General features: G+C 69.2%; 18 protein-coding genes and 3 tRNA genes. 18 read left to right on the forward strand and 3 right to left on the reverse strand.

The window, feature by feature from the left end:
- Positions 1 to 162: 162 nt before the first annotated feature.
- From FB562_RS12770 to FB562_RS12780, 3 genes are all read left to right on the forward strand, one after another.
- Positions 163 to 235 (forward strand) — tRNA-Glu (locus FB562_RS12770).
- Between the two features lie 24 nt (positions 236 to 259).
- Positions 260 to 333 (forward strand) — tRNA-Asp (locus FB562_RS12775).
- Between the two features lie 73 nt (positions 334 to 406).
- A tRNA-Phe gene (locus tag FB562_RS12780) sits at positions 407 to 479 on the forward strand.
- Positions 480 to 602: 123 nt separating this feature from the next.
- On the opposite strand, the gene FB562_RS12785 is transcribed toward FB562_RS12780, so the two are convergent.
- From FB562_RS12785 to ypfJ, 3 genes are all read right to left on the reverse strand, one after another.
- The gene (locus tag FB562_RS12785) at positions 603 to 1,025 is read right to left on the reverse strand and encodes an NUDIX hydrolase (RefSeq protein ID WP_141881688.1); all 423 of its coding nucleotides are present in this window, start codon (positions 1,023 to 1,025) and stop codon (positions 603 to 605) included.
- 9 nt (positions 1,026 to 1,034) lie between these two features.
- Positions 1,035 to 2,486 carry a serine hydrolase domain-containing protein gene (locus FB562_RS12790; protein ID WP_141881689.1) on the reverse strand — a complete coding sequence of 484 codons (1,452 nt, stop codon included), beginning with the start codon at positions 2,484 to 2,486 and terminating at the stop codon, positions 1,035 to 1,037.
- A gap of 274 nt (positions 2,487 to 2,760) precedes the next feature.
- Positions 2,761 to 3,621, reverse strand: coding sequence for a KPN_02809 family neutral zinc metallopeptidase (gene ypfJ, locus FB562_RS12795; RefSeq protein ID WP_141881690.1), 861 nt, complete (start codon positions 3,619 to 3,621; stop codon positions 2,761 to 2,763).
- Between the two features lie 508 nt (positions 3,622 to 4,129).
- Here ypfJ and FB562_RS12800 point away from each other — a divergent pair.
- The 15 genes from FB562_RS12800 (at position 4,130) to FB562_RS12880 (ending at position 25,681) form a co-directional block, all read left to right on the forward strand.
- Positions 4,130 to 5,716, forward strand: coding sequence for a sugar transferase (locus FB562_RS12800; RefSeq protein ID WP_141881691.1), 1,587 nt, complete (start codon positions 4,130 to 4,132; stop codon positions 5,714 to 5,716).
- Entirely contained in the window at positions 5,716 to 10,356 is a 4,641-nt protein-coding gene (locus FB562_RS12805; protein ID WP_185740580.1) for a DUF4082 domain-containing protein, read from the forward strand. The genes FB562_RS12800 and FB562_RS12805 overlap by 1 nt, the downstream gene beginning before the upstream one ends.
- 43 nt (positions 10,357 to 10,399) lie before the next feature.
- Positions 10,400 to 11,497, forward strand: coding sequence for a Gfo/Idh/MocA family protein (locus tag FB562_RS12820; protein WP_141881692.1), 1,098 nt, complete (start codon positions 10,400 to 10,402; stop codon positions 11,495 to 11,497).
- Positions 11,494 to 12,489, forward strand: coding sequence for an NAD-dependent epimerase/dehydratase family protein (locus tag FB562_RS12825; protein ID WP_141881693.1), 996 nt, complete (start codon positions 11,494 to 11,496; stop codon positions 12,487 to 12,489). Before FB562_RS12820 ends, FB562_RS12825 begins: the two co-directional genes overlap by 4 nt.
- A complete protein-coding gene (locus FB562_RS12830; RefSeq protein WP_246081497.1) occupies positions 12,486 to 13,658 on the forward strand; it encodes a DegT/DnrJ/EryC1/StrS family aminotransferase in 1,173 nt (390 codons plus the stop codon). Before FB562_RS12825 ends, FB562_RS12830 begins: the two co-directional genes overlap by 4 nt.
- Positions 13,655 to 14,296, forward strand: a complete 642-nt coding sequence (locus tag FB562_RS12835) for a NeuD/PglB/VioB family sugar acetyltransferase (protein ID WP_141881694.1) — start codon at positions 13,655 to 13,657, stop codon at positions 14,294 to 14,296. The genes FB562_RS12830 and FB562_RS12835 overlap by 4 nt, the downstream gene beginning before the upstream one ends.
- Complete coding sequence (locus FB562_RS12840; RefSeq protein WP_141881695.1) at positions 14,293 to 15,432, forward strand: DegT/DnrJ/EryC1/StrS family aminotransferase; 1,140 nt, start codon at positions 14,293 to 14,295, stop codon at positions 15,430 to 15,432. Before FB562_RS12835 ends, FB562_RS12840 begins: the two co-directional genes overlap by 4 nt.
- Positions 15,395 to 16,501, forward strand: coding sequence for a glycosyltransferase family 2 protein (locus FB562_RS12845; RefSeq protein WP_141881696.1), 1,107 nt, complete (start codon positions 15,395 to 15,397; stop codon positions 16,499 to 16,501). The genes FB562_RS12840 and FB562_RS12845 overlap by 38 nt, the downstream gene beginning before the upstream one ends.
- Before the next feature lie 4 nt (positions 16,502 to 16,505).
- Positions 16,506 to 17,756 (forward strand): rhamnosyltransferase WsaF family glycosyltransferase, encoded by a 1,251-nt coding sequence (locus tag FB562_RS12850; protein WP_221625424.1) that lies wholly within the window; start codon positions 16,506 to 16,508, stop codon positions 17,754 to 17,756.
- A gap of 48 nt (positions 17,757 to 17,804) precedes the next feature.
- Positions 17,805 to 19,418 (forward strand): lipopolysaccharide biosynthesis protein, encoded by a 1,614-nt coding sequence (locus FB562_RS12855; RefSeq protein WP_141881697.1) that lies wholly within the window; start codon positions 17,805 to 17,807, stop codon positions 19,416 to 19,418.
- Positions 19,415 to 20,773, forward strand: a complete 1,359-nt coding sequence (locus FB562_RS12860; RefSeq protein WP_141881698.1) for a glycosyltransferase family 4 protein — start codon at positions 19,415 to 19,417, stop codon at positions 20,771 to 20,773. Before FB562_RS12855 ends, FB562_RS12860 begins: the two co-directional genes overlap by 4 nt.
- Positions 20,770 to 22,365, forward strand: a complete 1,596-nt coding sequence (locus tag FB562_RS12865; RefSeq protein WP_246081498.1) for an acyl-CoA ligase (AMP-forming), exosortase A system-associated — start codon at positions 20,770 to 20,772, stop codon at positions 22,363 to 22,365. The genes FB562_RS12860 and FB562_RS12865 overlap by 4 nt, the downstream gene beginning before the upstream one ends.
- A complete protein-coding gene (locus FB562_RS12870) occupies positions 22,362 to 23,588 on the forward strand; it encodes a pyridoxal-dependent decarboxylase, exosortase A system-associated (RefSeq protein WP_141881699.1) in 1,227 nt (408 codons plus the stop codon). The genes FB562_RS12865 and FB562_RS12870 overlap by 4 nt, the downstream gene beginning before the upstream one ends.
- A gap of 64 nt (positions 23,589 to 23,652) precedes the next feature.
- On the forward strand, positions 23,653 to 23,910 hold the full coding sequence (locus FB562_RS12875; protein WP_141881700.1) for an acyl carrier protein: 258 nt from the start codon (positions 23,653 to 23,655) through the stop codon (positions 23,908 to 23,910).
- Positions 23,888 to 25,681: an asparagine synthetase B family protein gene (locus FB562_RS12880; protein WP_141881701.1), complete on the forward strand. Its 1,794-nt coding sequence runs from the start codon at positions 23,888 to 23,890 to the stop codon at positions 25,679 to 25,681. The genes FB562_RS12875 and FB562_RS12880 overlap by 23 nt, the downstream gene beginning before the upstream one ends.
- The last annotated feature ends 215 nt before the right edge of the window (positions 25,682 to 25,896 follow it).

Genomic DNA, 25,896 nt, shown 5'->3' on the forward strand with positions numbered 1-25,896 from the left:
GATGCCGTCGGCACTCCTTGAAACGACGTTAGACCCGGGCGGCGGCGCATGGCAGCTCCCTCCCGGCGCGCCCCCGAAAATGAGCCGGATGCTCGGTTTGGTAAATCGCCCACGCATCCGTATGCTTATCTGTCGGTAGCTAAGAAGGTTGTTTTACTTCGAGGCCCCATCGTTTAGTGGCCTAGGACACCGCCCTTTCACGGCGGCAGCACGGGTTCGAATCCCGTTGGGGTCACAAAACAAACAAGTTTAATAGCTAGGCCCTGTAGCGCAGTTGGTTAGCGCGCCGCCCTGTCACGGCGGAGGTCGCCGGTTCAAGTCCGGTCAGGGTCGCAAGGCACGGTCTACTCTCGCCAGTGGCCGTGCCTTATTTACTCGGTGCCGGCACTGTCGAAGACCCGCGTAAGGCTCTGTAGCTCAGTTGGTAGAGCGTTCGACTGAAAATCGAAAGGTCACCGGATCGACGCCGGTCGGAGCCACTGGAACCCTCACCTAGCTTCTACATGGTGGGGGTTTCTTGCATTCGCCGTCGCGGGGTCGCGAGACTGCACGAAACGTACGTTTCAGCGCCGAAAACGAGCGATTTGCGTACTCTCGGGGGCTCAGCGCGCCGCCAGATGCAGCGGGAAGACGTGCTCGCTCGTGAGCGGCGCGATGGGCACGTCGAAACTCTGCGCGGCCGGGTCGAACCACCTCGCCTCGGCGATCTCCGCGGCGACCGTGACCGACGCATCCGTCACCAGGGTGAACACCTCGCAGTCGACCGACCAGCCCGGCTCGTTCGCCGCCGGAGCCTCGAACCTGCCCAGGTAGCCGAAGTCGGCCGGGTCGAGCGTCAACGTCAGCTCCTCGGCCAGCTCGCGCACGATGCACTGCAGCGCCGACTCGCCCGGCTCGATCTTTCCGCCCGGCTGCATGAACGCATCCGTGCCCCTCTTGCGCACCAGCAGCGCACGGCCCGCACTGTCGAGCACAAGGGCCGCGGCAAGCGTGAATACCCTCGGATGCACGACAGTCTCGGTCACGCGACAACGCTACCCGAGGGCGGGCGCCGCAGCGGGGGCGAGGGCCTCCACGCGCAGGCTCTGCACGCGCGGTGGCAGCTCAGGGGTCAGCTGGATGTGCACGCGCAGTCGGCCGACGGTGCCGGGTACGAACCAGCTCAGCTGCGAGGGCGCCGCGGATGAGGCATCCGTCGTCTCGCCATCGACCAGACCGCCGACCTTGTCGATCGCCGCCGCAAGGGCCGCGCGACGCTGCGCGAACGGCATGTCGAGCCCCACATTCGGCGTGAACAGCCGCTGCGCATCAGCGTCGTTCCAGGAGCGCAGCAACGCCGTCACGGCCCGCTGCGCGTCGCGCACCTCAGGCCACACGGCGAGCTCCTTCGGCTCCGGAAGCGAGCCCAGCAGCCCATCGAACGCGGCCGTCGTCGTCACCGGCACACGCGAGAACGTCGCATTCTCAAACGCGACAACGCCCACACCGCGCGCCGCCGACCAGCGCATGTGCGCCGAGAATCCGGGGTAGCCGCCCGAATGGGAGACCACCGGGCCGAACTTTGCGTAGTGATCCACGAACAGGCCGAAACCGTAACCGGCAGGATGCCCGACGTTGTGCGGCATGTCCGGCGGGATCAGGCGATGCGGCTGCTGCAACTCGCGACGCGACGCCCGGCTGAGCGGCGAACCCGGCTCGTCGGCACCATCCGCGTCGAAAGCGGATGCGAGCCAGCCGGCCCAGCGCGCCAGATCCGTGACCGTACTGAACAGGCCGCCGATCGGCGAGAACACGCCCGGGCCCGTCATGGGCAGATACTCCCAGCGCCCATCGATCACGCGCGCGCCCGCCGCCACCCGGTGCTCCTCGAAATGCTCACGCTCGAACGCGGTGCCCGTCAGCCCCAGCGGGCCGAGAAAACGCTCGCGCACCACCTCGCGGAAGCCGCGGCCCGTCACCGCCTCCACCACCTGCCCGACCAGCGCGTAGCCGAGATTCGAATACGCGAAACGGGTGCCAGGCACGCTGTCGAAACTCACGCCCGCGCGCAGCAGCGCCGCGAACTCCTCGCCCGACATCGCCTCCTGCCGGTCCGCCCACGGGTCATCCGTGGGGAACCCCGCCGACATGGTCAACAGCATCCGCACCGTCGGAACAGGCGAATCTGCCGACGGCAGCGTCACCCCTGCGAGCTCCGGAACGAAACGCGTCACCGGGTCATCGAGACCCAACAGGCCCTCATCGCGCAGGGCCAGCACCGTCGCCGCCGCGAAACTCTTCGTACAGGAGGCGATGCGGTACGCCGTGTCGGCATCCGGAATCGCGCCACCCTCCAGCCGGCCCGCCGCACCCGTGTGCACGAGACCCGAGCGGTCGAACACGCCCCACACGGCGCTCGGCGCGGCACCCCCGGCCTGCTGATCGCGGAAGACCCCATCAACGGTCTCGAGTGCTTCTGCGCTGACTGTCTCGCTCGGGATGCCCATGCATCCATTGTGGCGCGGTCAGCGGGTTTCGAGACGCTCCTCAACCAGCAGGGATCGTGCTCGAGTACGCCAAACGGATGCTCCGGGGCCGCAAGAACGACCGAAAGGCGTACCCGAGAGACAGCGTGCAGGGTGTGGGGGTGCCGAGTTTCTCGTTGGTGAGGTTTCGAGACGCTCCTTCGTCGCTCCTCAACCAGCAGGAAGGGCTGCGCGTCGGTGAGGTTTCGAGACGGCCTCGTCCCTCGGCCTCCTCAACCAGCAGGAGGGGGTTGGGTCAGAGCCGGGCGGCCGCGAAGGTGTCGCAGGCGCCCGTGCCCTGCTCGTAGCCGGCCGTGAACCAGCGCTGGCGCTGCTCGCTCGAACCGTGGCTCCACGTGTGCGGGTTCACCTCGGCGCCCGAAGCCTCCTGGATGCGGTCGTCACCGATCACGGACGCCGCGTTCAGGGCATCCGCCACCTGCGCGGCCGTGATCGGCTGCAGGAACGGCGTGCCGTTCTCGTCGACCGTCTCTGTCGCCCCGCCCGCCCAGGCGCCCGCGTAGCAGTCCGCCTGCAGTTCGAGTCGCACCGAGTCGGAGTCGGCGCCCACCTCGCCCTGCGTGACCTGCCCCATGATTCCGGTGATGTTCTGGATGTGGTGCCCCCACTCGTGCGCGACCACATACATCTGGGAGAGGCTGCCGCCGCTGGCGCCGAACTGTGTGCGCAGCGCGTCGTAGAACGCGGTGTCGAGGTAGACGGTTGAGTCGCCGGGGCAGTAGAACGGGCCGACCGCGCTTGTGGCGTTGCCGCACGCCGTCGAGACGCTGCCCTCGAAGAGCACAAGGGGCGGCATCGTGTACTTGTCGCCGAGTTCTCCCTCCCAGAAGTCGTCGAGTGACTGGGCGGTGAAGTCGACGCGGCACTGCACGTTCTCGTTCGCGTCGGCGCCCGTGTCGCAGTTCTCGACCGCCGAGTCGGGTCCGGATGCGACACCGCCGCCCGAGACGAGGCCGGTCAGGTCGACACCCAGAAGCTGGGAGATGAGCACGATCGCGATGACGCCGATGCCTCCGCCGCCGAGGGCGATTCCGGTGTTGCGCCCCCGCTTGCTGGCGCGCGGGCCCCCGCTGCGCGCCCCTTCGTTGAATGTCATGGCAGAAACGGTAGCCGAAGGATGCGCCTCCTGTGCGCCGTGACGCCTCTTTTCGTTCTGGAAGGTGAACGACGTGCAGCCGCGGAATGACCAGTCAGGGCTTAATCAGCGACCGATATCAGATTCTCGATTCATTTGCATGAATTTTACGGCGTGTCGCGACATATACCCCCGAAAGGGGGGTATCGGGATGGGTGAACTGAGCCTACCTTGAGTGCCATACCCCCTTCCGGGGGTCGAAAGCCCGAAAAGCGACTTCATATTCGCTCCAAACCCTGCGCCGTCCGACGCCCCGATCGTCGGCAGCCAGGGTTCTTGGTGTTGGCCGCCAGGTTCGACGCCGCCCCGATTCATGCCCGCTTACCCAGCATTCACAGATCATTGTGCCGTCAACTGATATATCACTATATCGGTTGGCATCCCGACCCCGGCCGTTGCCCCATCCGCGCCCACCCAGGCGCTACAGCATCAATGGCACCACCTGTAATCCCGAAATACAGGAAACCCGATGACCACCCCCGAACCGCACGTTCCGTCGTTCCCCACCGCAACCTTCGCCAGCCCGGCAGAACAGCTCCGCGCACAGCATCTCGCCCCACAGTCGACCGCCCCGCGACTGCGGCTCGTCGAGCCGAACCTGCCGTCGACGCATCCGACGCCCACCCAGGCCGCACCCGGATCCGGCACCGCCTGGACCCGCAAGTACCGCGACCGGCTGCGCCTCAGCGACAGCATCGTCGTGATCGCCGCCGTCGCCGCATCCGCCATCGTGAGCGCGCCCTCACTCGCTGCCGAGGCATCCGCCATCGCAGGACACTGGGCCATCGCGGCGCTCGTCGCAGCACTCTGGCTCGTGTCGCTCGCAGCCCTCCACACCCGCGACACCCGCGTGCTCAGCGTCGGCATCGCCGAATACAAGCGCGTCGTGAGCGCCTGCACCATGACCTTCGGCCTACTCGCGATCGCCTTCGTCATCGTTCAGGTCGACTCGGTGCGCTGGTACTTCGTGATCGCCCTCCCGATCGGCGTCGTCGCGCTCGTGCTCGGCCGGTGGATCTGGCGGCGCTGGCTGCTCTGGCAGGGGCGGCGGGGCAACGCGCTCTCGCGGGTCATCGTCGTCGGGCAGCGCGCCGACGTCGAGTACGTGGTCGCGCAGATCGCGAAGAACAGCGGCGCCGCCTACACCGTCGTCGGCGCCGTCATCGACTCCGACGGATCCGGCATCCGGCACGGCCTCCCCGACAGCCTTCCCGTCTGCTATTCGCTCGACACGGTCGCCAGCACAGCCGAGCGGCTGGGGGCGGATGCGGTGGTCGTCGCCGGCCCGCCGGTCGGGCAGGGCGACTTCATCCGTACGCTCGCGTGGGACCTCGAGGGAACCGCGACGGCCCTCATCCTCGCGACCAATCTTGCGAACATCGCAGGCCCGCGCATCCACCTGCGCCCCATCGAGGGGCTGCCACTCATCCACGTGGAGATCCCACAGTTCGAAGGCGGCAAGCATGTGCTCAAGCGGGCGTTCGACATCGTCGCCGCCGGCGCCGCCCTGCTGCTGCTGTCACCCGTCTTCGCCGCGCTCGCCCTCATCGTTCGTCTCGACAGCCCGGGCCCCGCGCTGTTCCGGCAGGAGCGGGTCGGCCGCGACGGCAACACCTTCACGATCATGAAGTTCCGCTCCATGGTCACGACGGCGACCGCCGATCTCGCCGGGCTGCTCGACAGCAACAACGGCGCAGGCCTGCTCTTCAAGATGAAGAACGACCCGCGCGTCACCCGCGCCGGCCGATACCTGCGCAAATACTCGCTCGACGAACTGCCACAGCTCTGGAACATCTTCATCGGTGACATGAGCCTCGTCGGGCCCCGGCCACCACTCGCGACCGAGGTCGCCGACTATGAGACGCATGTTCACCGGCGCCTGTACATCCGACCGGGCCTCACCGGCATGTGGCAGGTGAACGGGCGCTCCGACCTCGGCTGGGAGGAGAGCGTGCAGCTCGACCTCTACTACGTCGAGAACTGGTCGCTCATCGGCGACATCGTCATCCTGTGGCGCACCGCGCGCGTCGTACTCAAGCCGGTCGGAGCATACTGATGCAAGCCACCCAGCAGACCCCGATCGGCCTGAGCCGCCCCTGGCGCGTGGCCACCGCGATCGTCTCGCCGCTCGTTCTCACGGCCGCCCTGCTCACCGCCGGCGCGGCGCCCCTCGCCCTCGCCGACCCATGCAGCCCCGACGGCAACGCGATCAGCTGCGAGAACAGCAAGCCGGGCACGCCCGCCTCCGTGTGGGACATCGGCGGCGACGGTGACGACTCCATCCAGGGCTTCGCCACCGACATCAGCGTGAACGCGGGCAAGACGATCGATTTCAAGATCGACACGGATGCCTCGGCCTACACGATCGAGATCTACCGCACCGGCTGGTACGGCGGCGACGGTGCGAGGCTCATCGACAGCATCCTTCCCTCCGCCTCACTGCCGCAGATGCAGCCGGAGTGCATCACCGAGCTCGCCACCGAGTTCTACGACTGCGGCACCTGGGGCGTCTCCGCGTCGTGGGCGGTGCCCGCGGATGCCGTCTCCGGCGTGTACATCGCCCTGCTCGATCGCGGAGACACGCACGGCCAGAGCCACATCATCTTCGTGGTGCGCGACGACGCCAGCACGTCTGACGTGCTGTTCCAGACATCCGACCCCACCTGGCACGCCTACAACTCCTACGGCGGATCGGACTTCTACCAGGGCGGCGCCAACAACCGCGCCTACAAGATCAGCTACAACAGGCCGTTCAACACGCGTGAGGGCGTCACCCGTCGCGACTTCTACTTCAGCAGCGAATACGCCCAGGTGCGGTTCATGGAACGCAACGGCTACGACGTGACCTATGCGAGCGGCGTCGACACCGACCGCTACGGGGCACACCTGCTCAACCACCGCGTGTTCCTCTCCGTCGGTCACGACGAGTACTGGTCGGCGGCGCAGCGCGCCAACATCGAGGCGGCACGGGATGCGGGGGTCAACCTTCAATTCCTCACCGGCAACGAGGGCTACTGGCACACCCGCTACGAGCCCGCCGCATCACAGGATGCCACCTCGTACCGCACGCTCGTCTCCTACAAGGAGACCTGGAGCAACGCCAAGATCGACCCCTCGCCGGAATGGACCGGCACCTGGCGCGACCCGCGCTTCGCCTCGCCGCAGCAGGGCGCAGGCATGCCCGAGAACGCCCTCACCGGCACCATCTACATGGTCAACCACGACGACCTGCCCGTCACCGTCAGCGCGACGGAGGGCAAGAACCGTCTCTGGCGGAGCACCGGGCTGAGCTCGCTCTCGCCCGGAACCCAGGCCGAGCTCGCCCCGCACACCGTCGGCTACGAATCCAACGAAGACCTCGACAACGGCTTCCGACCGGAGGGCCTCATCAGGCTCTCCACCACGATCGGCGACGTGCCCGAATACCTTATGGACTTCGGCAACACCGTCGCCTCCGGCAGCACCACCCACCACCTCACCCTGTACCGAGCGGCGAGCGGCGCCCTCGTGTTCTCGACCGGAAGCGTGCAGTGGGCGTGGGGCCTCGACGCGACCCACGACGGCGACGGCGCACCCGCCGACGCACGGATGCAACAGGCCCAGGTGAACCTGCTGGCCGACATGGGCGCGCAGCCCGCCACCCTCATGGCCGGCCTCGCCGCAGCATCCGCAAGCACCGATTCCACGCCGCCGACGGTGACGGTGACCTCGCCGACGGCAGGCACCACCGTGCCCAACGGTGGCCTCGTGACCGTCACCGGCACGGCATCCGATGTCGGCGGCGTCGTCGCGGGCGTCGAATACTCGACCGACGGCGGCACCCGCTGGCACCCCGCGAACGGCACGACCGACTGGAGCTTCAGCTACAACCAGCGCGGCATGGGCCAGCAGCAGATCGCCGTGCGCGCGATCGACGACAGCGCCAATCACCCGGCCGCCGGCACGACGGTCGCGGTCGACGTGACCGGGCCGTACAGCGTCTTCGGTGAGCAGCTGCCCGCGGTCATCGACTCGGGTGACGGCTCTGCGGTCGAACTGGGCCTGCACTTCAGCCCCGACATCAACGGCTTCGTCTCGGGCGTGCGCTTCTACAAGTCCGCTGCCAACCAGGGCGCGCACAACGGCTCACTGTGGGATGCGGCGGGCAACCGCCTCGCCACGGTCGCCTTCTCGAGCGAGTCGACGAGCGGATGGCAGACGGCCTTCTTCTCGAGCGCCGTCCCGGTGACCGCGGGCGAAGACTACGTCGTCTCGTACACGGCACCCCGCGGCCACTACTCTGTCGAGGGCTTCCACTGGCCCTACAAGGCACGCTCGAGCGCGCCGCTCACCGTGAAGAGCGGATTCGGGCATCCGGCGCCGGGGGTCTACGGCACTCCGGGGGCCTTCCCCGCCGAGACCTTCGACTTCAGCAACTACTTCGTCGACGCCGTGTTCGACACCGTCAACACCACGCCGCTCGCCGCATTCGGCCAGTGGCCGGGGCAGGGCGCCACCGAGGTGCCGCTCGGCACGACCGTCAGCGCACGCTTCTCGAACGACGTCGACCCGGCATCCGTCACCCTCCAGCTCAGCGGCCCGGCCGGCGCCATCGCGGGCGCGGTCTCGTACGAGTCGACGACGCGCACGGCCCGCTTCACCCCGGCCGCCGCACTGCCCGCCGAGACGAGTCTCACGGCGACCGTCGGCGCGACGAGCGCAGAGGGCGGCCCGCTCGTCGCCGGAAGCACCTGGTCGTTCACGACCGCGGCGAGCACTGAGGCCGTCGTCTGCCCGTGCACACTGTTCGCCGACGGCATCGTGCCCGCCATCCTCGCCGTCGACGACAGCGGGCCGGTCACGCTCGGGGTTCGCTTCACCGCCCGCACCGACGGAGCCGTCACAGCCATCCGCTTCTACAAGTCGGCCGCGAACACCGGAACCCACACGGGGCAGCTGTGGAGCGCATCCGGCGATCTGCTCGCGACCGCGACCTTCGTCAACGAGACGGCCACCGGATGGCAGACCGTGTACTTCAGCCAGCCCGTCGCAGTGCAGGCCGGCAGCGAATACATGGCGTCATATCGCACCAACACGGGCGCGTACTCGGCCACGCTCGACGCCTTCGCCGGCCCCGGGTTCGTGCGCGGTCCGCTCGGCGTCGGCAACGCCGCGGGCGCATTCACCTACGGCACCGGATTCCCGTCGAACGCATCGACCACGAACTACTTCGTCGATCTGATCTTCAGCACGGATGCCCAGGCACCGGCGGCCGTGACGGTCACGGCGAGCACACCGGCAGCAGGGGCCACGGATGCGCCCACGGGCACGACCGTGACGGCCACGCTGTCGAGTGCGGCAGTCGCGACGGCGCCAGTGCTCTCGCTGGCCGGCCCCGCGGGAGCGGTCGCCGGCAGCAGCGCCTGGGACCCGGCGTCGGCGAAGATCGTCTTCACCCCGGCCGCCGCGCTCCAGCCGACGACGCAGTACGCGGCGACGGCGAGCATCGGCGGGGTGACGCTGCCCGGCGGCGTGTGGTCGTTCACGACGGGCGCCGCGCCCGCGAGCGGAGAGTTCTCGCTGCTCACGGGCGTGCTGCCCCAGGGCACGGCGCTCGACGACACCTCCTCCGTCGAACTGGGCATGGCCTTCACGGTGACGCAGCCCGGCTCGGTCACGGCCATCCGCTTCTACAAGGGCGACGGCAGCGGCGGAACCCACACGGGAACCCTGTGGTCGCCCGTCGGCACCGCTCTCGCGACCGTCACCTTCACGGCAGAGACGGCGAACGGATGGCAGGAGGCCGCGCTCTCGACCCCGGTCGCGCTGACCCCCGGCGAGCGCTACATCGTCTCGTATCTCGCACCGCAGGGCCGCTACGCGTACACGTCGGCCTACTTCGCGACGCCACGGCTGGTCGGGGCCATCGTCGCCGAGAGTCCGCAGAACGGCCTGTACCTGTACGGCTCGGGCGGCCTGCCCGTGCACAGCTGGAACTCGTCGAACTACTTCGTCGACGTCGTGTTCCGCACGGCCGATCTGCCGGCGCTTCCGCCGGTGACACCGCCCACCGATCCCCCCGTGGAGCCGCCGGTCGATCCCCCGGTTGATCCGCCCGTGGAGCCGCCGGTTGATCCTCCCGTTGACCCACCAGTGGATCCGCCGGTAGACCCACCCGTTGACCCGCCCGTCGACCCGCCGGTCGATCCACCAGTGGACCCGCCGGTCGACCCACCCGTTGACCCGCCAGCCGTCACCGAGTTCAGCATGTTCGCCTCTGACGCCGTGCCCGCGCACGACGCCTGGGACGACCCCGTGCCCGTTCAGGTGGGAACCCGCTTCGGCACCTCCGTCGTGGGCACCGCCACCGGCATCCGCTTCTACAAGGGAGCCACCAACACGGGCACCCACACCGGCTACCTGTGGACGGCGGCAGGCGAGAAGCTCGCCGAGATCGTCTTTACCGGCGAGACGGCGAGCGGATGGCAGACCGCCCAGCTCGTCACGCCCGTCACCCTGGTGCCGGGCACCGAATACCGCGTCACCCTGCACAGCACGAGCGGCAACTACGCGATCGATCTGGGCGGGCTCGCCGCACCGATCGCATCCGGGCCCCTCACCGCCCTCGGCGGCGCCTGGGTCTACTCGCAGGAGTTCCCGATCGGCGAGGCGACACACAACTACTGGGTGGACATCGTGTTCGCCCCGGCCGTGTGAGACAGAACAGCATCATGACCGAGACAGACACGGGGGAGAGAGCATGACACACGCACTGCGCATCGCCGTCATCGGCGCCGGCTACTGGGGGCCCAACCTGGCCCGCAACTTCAGGGCCGCACCCGACTGGGAGCTCGCCACCATCTGCGACCTCGACGCCGACCGCGCCCGCCAGGTCTCGGATCAGGTGGGCGGCGTCGCCGTGACCACAAGCCTGAGGGAGGTGCTGGCCGACCCCACCATCGACGCCGTCGCCATCGCCACCCCCGCCAGAACCCACCACGACATCGCCGTGGCCGCGCTGCGGGCCGGCAAGCATGTCGTCGTGGAGAAGCCACTCGCCGACACGAGGGCGCGGGGTTCGGCCATGGTCGACGAGGCGGCCGCGCGCGGGCTCGTACTCATGACCGATCACACCTACTGCTACACGCCCGCCGTGCTCAAGATCCGAGAGCTCATCGAGGAGGACGCCCTCGGCGACATCCTCTTCATCGACTCGGTGCGCATCAACCTGGGGCTCATCCAACCCGACGTCGACGTGTTCTGGGATCTCGCGCCGCACGACCTCTCCATCATCGACTTCATCGTTCCCGGTGGGCTCGCCCCCGCGACCGTCTCCGCGCAGGGGGCCGACCCGCTGCGCTCCGGCAAATCCTGCATCGGCTACCTCAGCATCCCGCTCGCCGGCGGGGCCATCGCCCACGTTCACGTCAACTGGCTGAGCCCCACCAAGATCAGGCAGATGGTCATCGGCGGCAGCCGCCGCACGCTCGTCTGGGATGACCTCAACCCGCAGCAGCGCCTCAGCATCTACGACCGCGGAGTCGACATCACCCAGGTCTCGGCCGCGACCCGCGCTGAGCGCACCGAGGCGACGGTGGCGTACCGGCTCGGCGACACCTGGTCGCCCGCCCTCCCCGAGCGGGAGGCGCTGTCATCGATGGCCGCCGAGTTCGCCGCCGCGATCACGGGCGAGCGCCCCGCGCGCACCGACGGCCTCTCAGGCCTGCGCGTGCTCTCCGTTCTCGAGGCGGCAAGCCGCAGCCTCACCACCGGCTCGGCCGCGAAGGTCGAGCGGGACGCGCTCATCGACATCGACACATCCGAACTCTCAGAACCCGAACTGGAGGCAATCGCATGACCGAGTTGACAGGAGCCCGCGTGCTCGTCACGGGAGGGGCCGGCACGATCGGCTCCGCCGTCGTCGACCAGCTGCTCGAGGCGGGCGTCGCCCACATCGACGTGCTCGACAATCTGGTACGCGGCAGGCGCTCCAATCTGGCGGATGCTCTTGCAACAGGCCGCGTAGAACTGGTCGAGGGAGACATCCGTGATCGCGATCTTGTGCACGATGTGACCCGGGGCAAGGATCTGGTCTTCCACCAGGCGGCGATCAGGATCACCCAGTGCGCGGAGGAGCCGCGGCTCGCCCTCGAGGTTCTCGTCGACGGCACCTTCAGCGTCTACGAGGCCGCCGCGGAGGCGAAGGTCGACAAGGTGGTGTCGGCATCCAGTGCCTCCGTCTATGGCATGGCCGAGGAGTTCCCGACGACGGAACGGCACCATCACCACAACAACGACACCTTCTACGGCGCCGCCAAGTCTTTCAACGAGGGCATGCTGCGCAGCTTCCGCGCCATGCACGGCCTCGACCATGTTCTGCTGCGCTACTTCAATGTGTACGGGCCCCGCATGGACGTGCACGGCCTCTACACCGAGGTGCTCGTGCGGTGGATGGAGCGCATCGCCGACGGGCTGCCGCCGCTGATCTTCGGCGACGGCCGGCAGACGATGGACTTCGTCTTCACCCGCGACATCGCGCGCGCCAATCTGCTCGCCGCCGGCAGCGACATCCGGGAGGGCGTCTTCAATGTGGCCAGCGGCCAGGAGACGAGCCTGCTCGAACTCGCCGAGGCGCTGCTGCTGGCCATGGGCTCGGAGCTGAGCGTCGAGTTCGGCCCCGAACGCGCCGTCAACGGGGTCGTGCGTCGGCTCGCCGACACGACCGCCGCGCGACACGACCTGGGCTTCGTCGCCGAGGTCGGCCTCGAGGAGGGCCTCGCCGAGCTGGTCGAATGGTGGGCTCCTCTGCGCGAGGAGATCGCCGCAGGCCGGGCGGTGCCGGTGTCATGAACGAGACGCAGGGGGCCGGGCGCATCAATGTGATGAAGCCGTGGATGGGGGAGGAAGAACTGCGAGCAGTCGCAGAAGTGATCGAGTCGGGGTGGGTTGCGCAGGGTCCTCGCGTGGCCCGCTTCGAAGCAGCATTCGCCGCCGCAGTCGAGGCAGACCATGCGGTCGCCACGTCGAGCTGCACGACCGCGCTGCATCTCGCCCTAGTCGTCGCCGGGATCGGGCCCGGCGACGGCGTAATCGTGCCGTCATTCTCATTCATAGCGACGGCCAACGCAGCAGGCTATGTCGGCGCACGGCCCCTGTTCGCCGACGTCGACCCCGTCACAGGAAACGTGACAGCCGAGACGATCGAGGCGGCCCTCACCCCCGACACGAGGGCTGTCATCGTCGTCGACCAGGGCGGGGTGCCGGTCGACCTCGACCCGATCCGGATGCTGTGCGACCCCCTCGGGATCGTCGTCATCGAGGATGCGGCGTGCGGTGCGGGGTCAACGTATCGCGGGCATCCGGTCGGCTCAGGTGCTGTGCTCACGGCGTGGTCGTTCCATCCACGCAAGCTGCTCACGACGGGCGAGGGCGGGATGCTCACGACCTCGGATGCCGCGTGGGCGGAGCGGGCGCGCCGGTTGCGCGAGCACGCGATGAGCGTCTCGGCGAAGGACCGCCAGGCGAGCATTCTCGCCCCGGCCGAGGAGTATCTGGAGATCGGTTTCAACTTTCGCATGACCGACCTGCAGGCGGCGATCGGGCTCGTGCAGCTCGACCGCCTGCCGGAGGTCGTGCGGCGGCGGCGCGAGCTGGCCGCCGAATATTCCGCGCGGCTCGGTGATGTGCCCGGGCTGCGCGTGGTCTCTGACCCCGACTGGGGCACGAGCAACTTCCAGTCGTTCTGGGTCGAGGCGCTGCCCGAGTGCGCGACCGACCGCGACGGGTTGCTCGAGGCCCTGGCCGGGGCCGGAGTCTCGGCCAGGCGCGGCATCATGGCCGCCCACCGGCAGCCCGCCTACCGCGGGCGCGAGACGGGGGGCGCCGCGCTTGAGGCGACGGAGCGGCTCACCGACAACACGCTCATCCTTCCGCTGTTCCACCAGATGACCGAGGCGGAGCAGCGCCGCGTCATCGAGGCGCTCGCGGGTGCCACCATCCGGCAGGAGGGTGCGGCGTGAGCGAGCTGTTGCTGCTGGGGGCGAGCGGTCTGGCGCGTGAGGCGCTGGCCGTGCTCAGGAAGCAGGGCGAGCACACCGTGCTCGGCTGCCTCGATGATGACCCGACGACCTGGGATCGCGAATACGATCGGATGCTCGTGTTCGGCGGCATCGAGCAGGTCGAGCGCTTTCCGGGTGCGAAGCTGCTGGTCTGCGTCGGCAAGGGCAGCCACAGGGCGACGCTGTCGCAGCGCCTCATCGCGCTCGGCCGCGACGACCACGATTATGCGACCGTCATCGACGAGAGTGTGTCGATCCCGGCGGGCTGTCTCGTGGGCGCGGGCAGCATCCTGCTCGCCGGTTCTGTTCTCACCACCAACGTGACAATCGGCCGCCATGTGGTCGTCATGCCCCATGTCACGCTCACGCATGACGCCTTTGTCGAGTCGTTCGCCACGCTCTGCGCCGGCGTCACCCTGGGCGGCAATGTGCTCGTCGGCGAGCGCTCCTATCTGGGCATGAACTCGAGCGTGCGCGAGGGGCTGCGGGTGGGGCGCGACGCGGTGCTGGGCATGGGCGCGGTGCTGCTCGATGAGTTGCCGCCCGGGCAGACGTGGGCCGGCGTGCCCGCGCGGCAGATTCTGAGGGCCGCGTCATGAGGGTTCCCTTTGTCGATCTCGTCTCCCAGCAGGCCGAGATCGCTGCCGAGGTTCTGCCGCTGTGGCAGCAGATCTTCGAGACGGCGGGGTTCATCGGCGGTGATCATGTCGAGTCCTTCGAGCGCGATTTCGCCTCCTTCACGGGTGTGCGGCACTGCGTCGGGGTCGCGAACGGCACGGATGCGCTCGAGTTGGCGTTGCGGGCGGTCGGGGTCGAGCCCGCCGGCGAGGTGATCATTCCGGTGAACACGTTCATCGCGACGGCGGAGGCCGCGTCGCGGATCGGCGCGGTTCCCGTCTTCGTCGACGTCGACCCGCAGCAGTTGCTCATCGACCCTGACGCGGTCGCCGCGGCCGTGACCTCGCGAACGCAGGCGATCATCCCCGTGCACCTGTACGGCCAGGTCGCGCCTGTCGGCCGGCTGCTGCCGATCGCCGCTCGCCACGGCCTTCCGATCGTCGAGGACAATGCGCAGGCGCAGGGGGCGTCGGATGCCTCGGGTCGGGCAGGCGGATTGGGCACGATCGCCGCGACAAGCTTCTATCCGGGCAAGAATCTGGGGGCCGCGGGTGACGCGGGCGCGGTGACGACGGATGACGCGGGGCTGGCGCAGATCGTGCGCGAGCTCGGCGCCCACGGCAGCGCCGTCAAATACGTGCACAAGCGCATCGGCGTGAACTCGCGGCTGGATGCCATCCAGGCCGTCGTGCTGTCGGCCAAACTGAAGCGCTTGGAGGGTTGGAATGCGCTGCGGCGCGCGGCCGCCGACCGCTACCGCGAGCTCCTCGCCGACCGTGACGATGTGCGGGCGCCCCTGTCGCGGCCGGGCTCGCTCGACGTCTGGCACCTCTACGTCGTGCAGGTGGAGGAGCGCGAGCGGATGCTCACAGCGCTCGGCGCCGCGGGCGTCGGTGCCGGCATCCACTATCCGACCCCGCTGCATCTGACGGAGGCCTACGCGGGTCTCGGCCATCGGCGCGGCGAGTTCCCGGTCGCGGAGGCTGCGGCCGGGCGTCTGCTCTCGCTGCCGATGTTCCCGCATCTCTCGGCTGAGCAGCAGGAGTATGCGGTCGATTCGATTCCGAAGGGGGCAGCGAATGTCGAGTTCTACGACGAGCAGATCGAGGTCGCGTGAGCTGTCAGGTGCCGACAAAGGCCAGCCGCCCATCGTGTCGGTCGTCATCCCCTGCTACAACTACGGACGGTTCCTGGCGAGCTGCGTTCGCAGCGTCGTCTCTCAGGAGGGCGTGCGCACGCGGGTACTCGTGATCGATGACGCCTCGAGCGATGATTCGACGACGATCGCGGCGGGGCTTGCTGACGAGCATCCGCAGGTCGAGGTTCTCGTCCACGAGGTGAACAGGGGGCACATCGCCACCTACAACGAGGGGCTGCTCGAGTGGGCGTCGGGCGACTACGTCACCCTGCTGTCGGCCGATGACGAGCTGCCCGCGGGGTCGCTCGCGCGCTCGGTGCGCCTGATGGAGGCGAACCCCGGAGTGGGCATGGTCTACGGCGGCATCGAGGAGATCAGCGACATCTCCGCGCCTGCGTCGGGCTCGAATCGGCGCGCGCGGGCGACCGTTCACTCCGGCCGAACGTGGCTGCGCAGGCGCTGCCGCGAGGCCGTGAACGTCGTGCCGACTCCCGGCACGGTGCTGCGGCTCGGGGTCCAGCAGGGCGTCGGCGGCTACGACCCGCTCCTCACGCACGCCGGCGACTTCGACATGTGGCTGCGGGTCGCCCTCGTCTCCGACATCGGCTACATCGGTGGCCCGCCACAGGGCCGCTACCGCATCCACGACTCGAGCATGAGCCACGAGGTGTACACGGAGCCCCTCGCCGACGTGCGGCAGCGCAAGCTCGTCTTCGACAGCCTCTTCGCGGGCCACGCCGACGCACTCACGCGCGCCGGGATCGACGCCGAGCCCACCTACGCGCGCCTTGCGGGGCATCCGCTCTGGTGGGCCTGCCGAGCGCACGAGAAGGGGCAGCCGGATGCGACGGCCATCGAGGAGTGGCTGGCCTTCGCCCGCGAGACGCACCCCGCCGTCGAATCGCTCCGGCCGTATCGGGCGCTGCGCCGGCGGCAGCGACTGGGTGCGGCGTTCTGCCACCGCACGCAGCTGTTCGTGGGCACGGCGATCGTGCGTCGCCTCGCCAACTCGTGGTGGTGGTTCCGGTGGAAGAGATTCGGGGGCTGAGACGATGACATCGACCACGCCTCTCGTGGCACCCGCGCGAGCGGTTCGCCATCTGAGCTCCCGGCTCGCGAAGGCGGTCTCCATCGTGCGCCGCGACGGCCCGCGCGCGTTCGCGCAGCGCTTGGCACGCCTCGCCTACATCCGGCTGGGCGCGGCGACCCTCGCCGAGCCACTGCTCGACGACGACGTCGCCGACTCCACCCAGCTCGAGCTCGCCGTACCGACGGTTCGACCCGCGCGCGGCGAGGCGCTGACGATCGGCTGGATCATGACGCCGCCGAGCGCCGGCTCCGGAGGGCACACGACGCTGTTCCGGATGGTCAGGGCCGCCGAGGAGGCCGGCCACCGTTGCGTGCTGTTCCTGTATGACCGCTATGCCGGCGACATCCGGGCTCAGGAGCGGGTCATCCGCGAATGGTGGCCCGATCTGCGTGCCGAGGTTCGCAACGCCGTCGACGGCATCGATGGTGTCGACGCGTGTGTCGCCTCGTCGTGGGAGAGCGCCCATGTGCTGGCCCGCCGCGGTTTCTCGCCCATGCGGCGGCTCTATTTCATCCAGGACTACGAACCGTTCTTCTATGCGCGCGGCGCCATGTATGCATTGGCGGAGGACTCGTACCGTTTCGGCTTCCGCTGCATCGCGCTGGGTGAGATGATCGCCGGGCTGCTGCGCAGCGAGATCGGCGTCGAGCCCGATGTGACCGAATTCGGATGCGACACCACGGTGTACCGGCTGCTGCCGGAGCGCGAACGCTCCGGCGTCGTCTTCTTCGCGCGCCCCGATTTTCCGCGCCGCGGGTACTGGCTGGCGCGCCTCGCCCTGCAGCGGTTTCACGAGCTGCACCCGGAGCAGGAGATCCACTTCTACGGCTCACGGATCGCGGGCCTGCCGTTCCCGACGACGCAGCACGGCAGGCTCAGCGCCGAGCAGCTCAACACGCTCTACAACTCCTGCATCGCCGGGCTCGTGCTGTCATTCACGAACGTGTCGCTCGTGCCGGAGGAGATGCTCGCGGCGGGGGCGATCCCCGTCATGAACGACGAGGCGCACGCGAAGCTCGTGCTGCAGAACGAGCACGCCGTGTGGGCCGCGCCGACCCCCTCCCGACTCGCGACGGCGCTCAGCGAGGTCGTCACGAGGCCCCGCATCTCGGAGACGGCGCGCGCCGCATCCGAGTCCGTGCGCGGGGTCGGATGGGCTCGGGCGCAGGCCGACATCGTGCGGATCATCGAGGACGAGGTGTACGGGCTCTGACGCCCGTCACACCGGAACGACGCGCGAGAACACGAGGGGGGAGGGGACATGCCAGAACAGACAGGCACGCAGCAGCCGGATTCGATAGGGCGCCAGGCGGCCTCCGGCGTGCTGTGGCTGATCGTGCAGAAATGGGCGATCAGGATCACGGGCTTCGTCACGATCGCCGTGCTCACCCGCTTTCTCAGCCCGGAGGACTTCGGCACCGTCGCCGCCGCATCCACCATGCTCCCCTTCTTCTATCTGCTGGCCGATCTGGGATTCGCCGCCTACATCGTGCAGGCCGACACAACGGACCGCCGGATGCTGAGCACCGGGTTCTGGTTCTCCACGGTCGCCGGTCTGCTCCTGGCCGGGGCGCTCATCCTGTGCGCTCCCCTCGTCGGGCTGGTGTTCCGCTCGGAACAGATCGTGCCCGTGATGCAGGTGCTCTCGCTCGCCGTCGTGTTCACGGCGACGGCATCCGTTCCCATGGCACTTCTGCGGCGCGGGATGCGGTTCCGGGCGATCGCCGCGCAGGGCAGTGTGGCCGCCGTGGTCGCGCAGGTCGTGGCGGTGGGGATGACGCTCGCGGGTCTCGGCGTGTGGGCGCTGGTCGGGCAGATCCTGGTCTCGCTGTTCCTGACCGCCGTGCTCGCCTGGGTGGCCGCCCGCTGGCGGCCGGCCTTCGCATTCTCCTACGCCGAGTTCCGTGTCATGGCGCGCTTCGGCAGCCAGGTGCTCGGCGTCGAGTTCGTGGCCATGTTCCGCGCCTGGGCCGAGGCGGCCATCATCTCGACCGTGCTCGGCATGGCGGCGCTCGGCTATCTGAACATCGCGCAGAGGCTCGTGCAGATCGTGCAAGACCTCACGGGGGCGGCGCTCGTTCCGGTCTCCACGGTCGCGTTCGCGAAGATCCGGGGCTCCTCCGAGCGGCTGCGCAGCGCCTACCTCAAAGCGCTCCGGATGACGTACGCGGTCATGTCCCCGCCCCTGACTCTTCTCGCGGTGGCGGCACCGCTGGTGATCCCCATCGTCTTCGGCGACGGCTGGGAGCAGAGCGCGCGCGTCGCCCAAGTGCTCGCCCTCGCCGGTCTGCTGGTCGTCGGGGCGACCCTCGACCACGGTCTCTTCTACGGCCTCGGCAGGCCGGGCCGGTGGTTCCTCTACGCGCTGTTCATCGACGCCTGCACCGTCGCGGCCACCGCGCTGACCGCGCAGTGGGGGCTCGAGGCCGCCGCCTACGGCTTCCTCGCCGTGGCCGTGCTCGCCACCGTGAGCCGCTGGTTCCTCGTCGCCCGGCTCCTGCAGACGTCGCCGAGAACCCTCGCCGGGCCTTTCGGCTTCCTCGCCGCCGCAACCATCTGCGGGGGCGGGGCCGGATGGCTGGTGCTCGCACTGACCGACGGCCTCGCCCCCCTCGTGCGCATCCTGCTCATCGGCGTCGCCGTGCTGCTCGCCTATCTCGTCATCGTGCGCCTGCTCGCCCGCCAGCTCGTCTCAGAGTTGCGCGCGTATCTGCCCCGCCTCCCGGCGAAGCTCGGCGGACAGAAATCCGGCCCGGCAGCATCCGACCTAGCAGCATCCGACCCTGCGGCATCCGCCTCATCAGCATCCACACCAGCAGCATCCGTCCCATCGATGCCGGCCCCGGCCGGTTCCGAGCTGAAGGAGCCCTCATGACCTCCCGCGCCGCGACCCCGCCGCATGTGCTGATCATCGTGCAGAATCTGCCGGTACCGCTCGACCGCCGGGTCTGGCTGGAGTGCCAGGCCCTCGTGGCCCGCGGCTACAGCGTCAGCGTGATCTGCCCGAAGGGGCCCGGCGACCCCGCACATCAGCTGCTCGACGGCGTCAGCATCCACAAGTACGCCCCCGCGCCCGAGGCGAAGGGGCTCCTCGGCTTCGTGTGGGAGTTCGCGTACAGCTGGGTGCGCACCGCCTGGCTTTCGCTGAAAGTACGCCGGATGCAGCGCTTCGATGTGATCCAGGCCTGCAACCCGCCGGACACCTACTGGCTGCTCGCGCTGCTGTGGCGCCCCTTCGGCGTCGACTTCGTGTTCGACCACCACGACCTCAACCCCGAACTGTTCGTGTCGCGCTTCGGTGAGCCGCGCGGCGGCCTGAAGGCGCTTGAACACCGCGGCCTGCTCTGGCTCGAGCGCCGCACCTTCCGCGCCGCGCAGCACGTGATCTCGACCAACGAGTCGTACAAGGCGGTCGCCATCCGGCGAGGAGGCCGCATGCCCAGCAAGGTGACCGTCGTTCGCAGCGGGCCAGACACCCGGCAGATGCGCCCCATCCATCCGGACCACCCCCGCCCTGCCGGCGAGATCAACCTCGTCTATCTCGGAATCATGGGGCCGCAGGACGGCGTCGACCAGGTGCTGCTCGTCGTCGACGAGCTCGTGCACCGTCGCGGCCGCAGCACCGTGACGGCCACACTGCTCGGATTCGGCGACTGCCTCGAGGAGCTGAAGGCCCAGTCGACGGCGTTGGGGCTCGACGACCATGTGAGCTTCACCGGTCGGGTCGACCGGGCCGAGATCGCGGAGCATCTCAGCCGCGCCGACATCGGCCTCTGCCCCGATCTGAAGACCCCGCTCAACGAGCTGTCGACGATGAACAAGACCATGGAGTACATGGCCTACGGGCTGCCCGCCGTGTCGTTCGACCTCACCGAGACCCGCGTCTCGGGCGGCGACACCCTCCTCTATGTGCCCTCCGGCGATGTGGCGGCGTTCGCGGATGCGGTCGAGGCGCTCATCGACGACCCCTCGCTTCGCGCGCGGCTCGGCCGGGCGGCCCGGGCCCGCGTCTCCACACTCCTGGACTGGCGGCCGCAGGCCACTGCCTACGTCTCCGTCTTCGACCGGCTGACCGGCTTCGCACCGCTCGAGGTCACGCCCGTGACCGAAGCGGATGACGCATCCGACACCGATCCGCAGGGGCGGCGCTACGTCGACCTCGACGACGAGACCGGGTTCGAGCGCTATCTCGTCGAGCGCGGCGCAGACGCAGAGCGGGGCGCACGGTGACGGCGATCAGAACGCACCTCCACGACCTACTCGCACAGGCGGCCGCGGCGACTCCTGCCGCGCCCGCGCTGAGCTACCGCGGCACGACCGTCGACTACGAGGAGGTCTGGCGGATGTCGCGCACGGCCGCAGCGCAGCTGCTCACGGTGGGCCTGCAGCGCGGCGACCGGGTGGCGATCTACCTCGAGAAGCGCATTGAGACGGTCGTGTCGATCTTCGCCGTCTCCGCCGCCGGGGGCGTGTTCGTGCCCGTCAACCCCGTGCTCAAGCCGACCCAGGTGTGGCACATCCTCAGCGACAGCGGGGCGGAGGTGCTCGTGACCTCGGCCGAGCGGCTGCCGCAGCTCGCGGCCATTCTGCCGGCCACGCGCATCACGCAGGTCATCGTCGTCGGTGACGGGGCAGCATCCGACCGCACGGCATCGGGTGACATGGCAGCAGACGGCGCAGCGTCCTTGTTGCTCCACCGCTGGGAGCACGGCCAGCTCGCGGCAGGCGAGCCGGCGTCCTCCTCCGCGATCGACGTAGACCCGGCGGCCATCCTGTACACCTCGGGCAGCACGGGCAGCCCCAAGGGCGTCGTCGTCAGCCACCGCAACCTGATCGTCGGCGCAGAGAGCGTGAGCAGCTATCTGGGCAACACGAGCGACGACGTCATCCTGAGCGTGCTCCCCCTCAGCTTCGACGCGGGCCTCAGCCAGGTGACGACGGCGTTCTCCGTCGGCGCGCACTGCGTGCTCATGAACTACCTGCTGCCGCGTGAGGTGCCGCGGCTGTGCGAGCAGTACGGCGTCACAGGGCTGACCTGCGTTCCGCCGCTGTGGCTGCAGCTCGCCGACCTGGACTGGCCGGAGGAGACCGCGCAGAGGCTGCGCTACTGGGCGAACACGGGCGGGCGGATGCCCCGGGCCACACTCGATCGGCTGCGCGGGGTGTTCACGACCGCCGAGCCGTACCTCATGTACGGCCTCACGGAGGCGTTCCGCTCCACCTATCTCGACCCCGCGGAGGTCGACCGTCGACCCGATTCGATCGGGCGGGCCATCCCGAACGCCGAGGTGCTCGTGCTGCGCCCCGACGGCACCCCGTGTGCACCCGGCGAGGAGGGCGAGCTCGTGCACCGCGGGGCGCTCGTCACGCTCGGCTACTGGAACGACCCCGTGCGCACCGCGGAGAGATACCGCCTCGTGCGGCACCCGCAGTGGCGCGCCCCCGAGACCGCGGTGTGGTCGGGCGACACGGTCGTGGCCGATGCGGACGGCTTTCTGTATTTCGTGGGCCGGAAGGATCACATGATCAAGACATCCGGCTACCGGGTGAGCCCCGACGAGATCGAGGAGGCCGCCTACAGCACGGGCCTCGTGCGCGACGCGGTCGCCCTCGGCGTCGACGACCCGGCACTCGGGCAGAGGATCGTTCTCGTGGCCACGCCGACGGCAACCGGTCTCGACGTCGTCGCGCTCACCGCGGCCCTCAAGAAGCTCCTGCCGCTCTACATGGTGCCCTCGCGCATCGAGCTGCGCGAGGAGCTGCTCCGCTCGCCGAACGGCAAATACGATCGCACCCTTCTCGCCGAGGAGGTCGTGGCATGAAGCCGCACGATCACGCCGCCGCATTCGGCACGGCCGACGGAGAGCTCAGGGTCGGCGGGATGCCCCTCAGCCGGCTTGCCGCCCGTGTCGGCTCGACACCGTTCTTCGCCTACGACCGCGGGCTGCTCGACCGGCGCATCGACGAACTGCGCGCAGCGTTCCCCGAACGCCTCGAGCTCAGCTACGCGATGAAGGCGAACCCCATGCCGGCCATCGTGCAGCATCTGGCGAACAGGGTCGACCGCATCGACGTCGCATCCGGGCTCGAGCTGCAGGCCGCGCTCGACACGACCATGCGCAGCGAGCGGATCAGCTTCGCCGGCCCCGGCAAGTCGCCCGCCGAGATCCGGCAGGCCGTCGCATCCGGAATCATCGTCGAGCTCGAATCGCGCACCGAATTCGATCGCGTGATCGCCGCCGGCGACGAACTCGGGCTCACACCGAATGTCGCCATCCGGGTGAACCCCGACTTCGCGGTGAAGGGCTCCGGGATGCGGATGGGCGGCGGGCCGCAGCAGTTCGGCATCGACGCAGAACAGGTGCCTGCGGTGCTGCGCGACTATGCGGCCGCCGGCGTGAACGTGCTCGGCTTCCATGTCTTCGCCGGCTCGCAGAATCTCGCCGCGGCCGTCATCGCGGAGGCGCAGCGGCGCACGGTCGACCTCGTCAGCAGCCTCGCCGAACACCTGGCCACCCCGGTGCGCTACCTCAACCTGGGCGGCGGATTCGGCATCCCGTACGTGGAGAAGGACCAGCCGCTCGAACTGCAACTCGTCGCCGACAACCTGCACGACCTCGTCGACGGGCCGGTGGCCGAGCGGATGCCCGAGGCCACGCCGGTCATCGAGCTCGGCAGATATCTGGTCGGGGAATGCGGCGTCTACGTCACGCGGGTGCTCGACCGCAAGGATTCGCGGGGCACGACCTTCCTGGTGGTGGACGGCGGCATGCACCACCAGCTCGCCGCCTCCGGCAACTTCGGCCAGGCCATCCGCCGCAACCACCCGCTCGTGCTGGGCAACCACGTCGGACGCCCGCTCACCGAACGCGCCACCGTCGTCGGCTGCCTGTGCACCCCGCTCGACCTGCTCGGCGACCACGTCGAGCTGCCCGAGGCGGAGATCGGCGACCTCGTGGTCATCTTCCAGGCCGGGGCCTACGGCCTCACCGCGAGCCCGACGGCGTTCCTCGGCCACCCCGCACCGGCGGAGGTCATCGTGTGAGAGGCCCCAACGCATCCGCCCAGCCACATTTTGACCAGCCACGTCTCGACCACAAGGAGCAGTCATGACAACAACCCTCGACGCCGTGCGCGGCGTGCTGATCGAGTCACTCGAACTCAGCCAGAGCCCCGACGAGCTGAAGGAGGACACCGCGCTGTTCGGCTCGCTGCCGGAGCTCGACTCCTTCGGCGTCGTGCAGTTGGTGACGTCGATCGAGGACCGCTTCGACATCACAGTCGACGACGACGAGTTCGGCGCCGAGATCTTCGAGACGGTGGGCACGCTCACCGGATTCGTCGATGCCAAGCTCGCCGCTGCCTGACATGCGCGGCCCGCTCGGGACCCTGCCCGGTTTCATCGCGCACGGCAGCGACGACGCCGGGCGCATCAGCGCGCTCCTCGAGCATCCTGCCGTCTCCATGGCGAGCTGCGGGCCCGTGAGTCTGGCCTCGTGGGGGCTGGATTCGCTGGGCCCCGCCCCGGCGTTCGCCCTGTCGCGCGTGATCCGCTCTGATCGCGGCGCGGTTGCACCCGCCGAGATCGTGGACGCGATGCGTGACGACCCGGCAGCCCTGACGCGCCTGCTCCCGCCGTTCGCCGCCGTCGCGGGCGACGAGCGGGGTGTGACGATGGTCGCCGATTCGATGGGGTTCCGGCAGCTCTTTCACAGCGCACCGGATGCCTCGGGCACACCTGTGCTGTCGACCTCGGCGCTGCTCGCGGGCCGGGCGCGCGCCGCCGAGCTCGATGACACCGCGGTGGCCGTGCAGTCGCTGCTCGGCTGGCAGCTGGGACGGCGCACACTGTTCCGCGGCATCGAGAAGCTCGCCGAGGGCGCCGTCGCCCGCATCGATGCGCAGGGGCTGCGCATCGACCCGGCCCCCGCTGAGGCGGACGAGCGGGTGTCGCTCGACGACGCCGTGGCGAGCGCTGCTGCGCTGCTGCGTGCCTCCCTCGAAGCGCTCCTCGACGATCATCCGGATGCCGTTCTGCAGCTCACCGGCGGCCAGGACTCCCGCATCCTGCTCAGCGCCATCCCCGCCTCCCGTCGGCGCGGGCTGCGGGCGATGACCCTGGGAGGCCCCGGCAGCGGCGATGTGCGCGTCGCCCGAGACCTCGCGGCGCGCTACGGTCTGCGGCACGAGGCGCACGACTTCGCTGCGCTCGATGCGGTGAGCCCCGCGGATGCGTGGGGCCTGGTGGCGGATGCTGCGGTGCGGCTCGACGGAATGGCCGACCCGGTCGCGCTTGCTGCTCTCTCCGTCGCCGAGCGCAACTTCGAGCAGGGGGTGCGGATCTCGGGCCTCGGCGGCGAGGTCGCCCGCGGCTTCTACTATCTGGGGGCGGTGCGCGACCGCCCGTTCACGCGGATCGACTCAGAACAACTCGCGTCCTGGCGCATGTTCGCGAACGAGTCGGTCGAGCCGGGCCTCCTCGGCAGCGAGTTCGCCGGCTGGGCCCGCAGCGTCGCCGACGACGAACTCGCCTCCGTCATGGCGGCGGCGAGCGAGGAGTGGTTCCGCGCGACCGACGATCTCTACCTGCGGCACCGGATGCAACGCTGGGCGGGAGCCACCGACACGGCCGTCGGCCACGACCGCGTCGTCGTGAATCCGATGCTTTGCCAGCACTTTCTCAGTCTCGCCTCTCGGCTGTCACCGGGGGACAAAGCCCACTCTCTTTTTCTCGCCCGACTGCAGCTCGAACTCGACCCCGAACTGGCCCGGATTCCCCTCGAAGGTCGGCCCGCCCCGATCGCCATGGCCCACCCCACCCCGTGGCGCTCGGTGACCGGCACGGTGGGTGCGGCGCTGCGCCTGTCTCGCAAGGCGACCCAGCGCATCCGGAACAGGAATCGGCCTCCGGCCGGGGGTTTAGAACTTGCCGGGCGCGTGGTCGAGCACTGGCGTGAGAACCCCGCGCTTCTCTCCTCCGCGCGCCTTCCCGGCTATGTCGAGCAGGACTGGATCGACGGTGTGCTTGCCGGCCGCATCACGCCGCGACCCAGCTCGGTCGCCTTGCTCACGAACCTGCTCGTGGCAGGCGGCGCGACGGTGCGAGAGGCTCGACCATCCGACCGAACGGCGAGGTGAGGCGTGTCGTCAGCTTGACCCGGGGGCATACGTCGGTTCTAATTGACAGGTCATGTTGCCCCTCGAATGGGGGCAAGCCTCTCCCGATGGGGGTACAACCTCACCCGCTCTGCCTAACTGCGACGCGGGCGACGACTCGACACACAAGACGAGCTAGGATGTATTTTGATTTCCCCTCATTTTAAGATGATTCCCCTATTGGCGAGCCCGAAGAG

It is taken from the genome of Homoserinimonas aerilata, from assembly GCF_006716125.1.
Lineage (GTDB): Bacteria > Actinomycetota > Actinomycetes > Actinomycetales > Microbacteriaceae > Homoserinimonas > Homoserinimonas aerilata.

Excerpts from the sequence above, each read along its gene's own strand:
- FB562_RS12790 (WP_141881689.1), bottom strand. The coding sequence starts at position 2,486 with ATGGGCATCCCGAGCGAGACAGTCAGCGCAGAAGCACTCGAGACCGTT.
- ypfJ (WP_141881690.1), bottom strand. The coding sequence starts at position 3,621 with ATGACATTCAACGAAGGGGCGCGCAGCGGGGGCCCGCGCGCCAGCAAG.
- FB562_RS12800 (WP_141881691.1), top strand. The coding sequence starts at position 4,130 with ATGACCACCCCCGAACCGCACGTTCCGTCGTTCCCCACCGCAACCTTC.
- FB562_RS12805 (WP_185740580.1), top strand. The coding sequence starts at position 5,716 with ATGCAAGCCACCCAGCAGACCCCGATCGGCCTGAGCCGCCCCTGGCGC.
- FB562_RS12820 (WP_141881692.1), top strand. The coding sequence starts at position 10,400 with ATGACACACGCACTGCGCATCGCCGTCATCGGCGCCGGCTACTGGGGG.
- FB562_RS12825 (WP_141881693.1), top strand. The coding sequence starts at position 11,494 with ATGACCGAGTTGACAGGAGCCCGCGTGCTCGTCACGGGAGGGGCCGGC.
- FB562_RS12830 (WP_246081497.1), top strand. The coding sequence starts at position 12,486 with ATGAACGAGACGCAGGGGGCCGGGCGCATCAATGTGATGAAGCCGTGG.
- FB562_RS12840 (WP_141881695.1), top strand. The coding sequence starts at position 14,293 with ATGAGGGTTCCCTTTGTCGATCTCGTCTCCCAGCAGGCCGAGATCGCT.
- FB562_RS12845 (WP_141881696.1), top strand. The coding sequence starts at position 15,395 with ATGTCGAGTTCTACGACGAGCAGATCGAGGTCGCGTGAGCTGTCAGGT.
- FB562_RS12850 (WP_221625424.1), top strand. The coding sequence starts at position 16,506 with ATGACATCGACCACGCCTCTCGTGGCACCCGCGCGAGCGGTTCGCCAT.
- FB562_RS12855 (WP_141881697.1), top strand. The coding sequence starts at position 17,805 with ATGCCAGAACAGACAGGCACGCAGCAGCCGGATTCGATAGGGCGCCAG.
- FB562_RS12860 (WP_141881698.1), top strand. The coding sequence starts at position 19,415 with ATGACCTCCCGCGCCGCGACCCCGCCGCATGTGCTGATCATCGTGCAG.
- FB562_RS12870 (WP_141881699.1), top strand. The coding sequence starts at position 22,362 with ATGAAGCCGCACGATCACGCCGCCGCATTCGGCACGGCCGACGGAGAG.
- FB562_RS12875 (WP_141881700.1), top strand. The coding sequence starts at position 23,653 with ATGACAACAACCCTCGACGCCGTGCGCGGCGTGCTGATCGAGTCACTC.
- FB562_RS12880 (WP_141881701.1), top strand. The coding sequence starts at position 23,888 with ATGCCAAGCTCGCCGCTGCCTGACATGCGCGGCCCGCTCGGGACCCTG.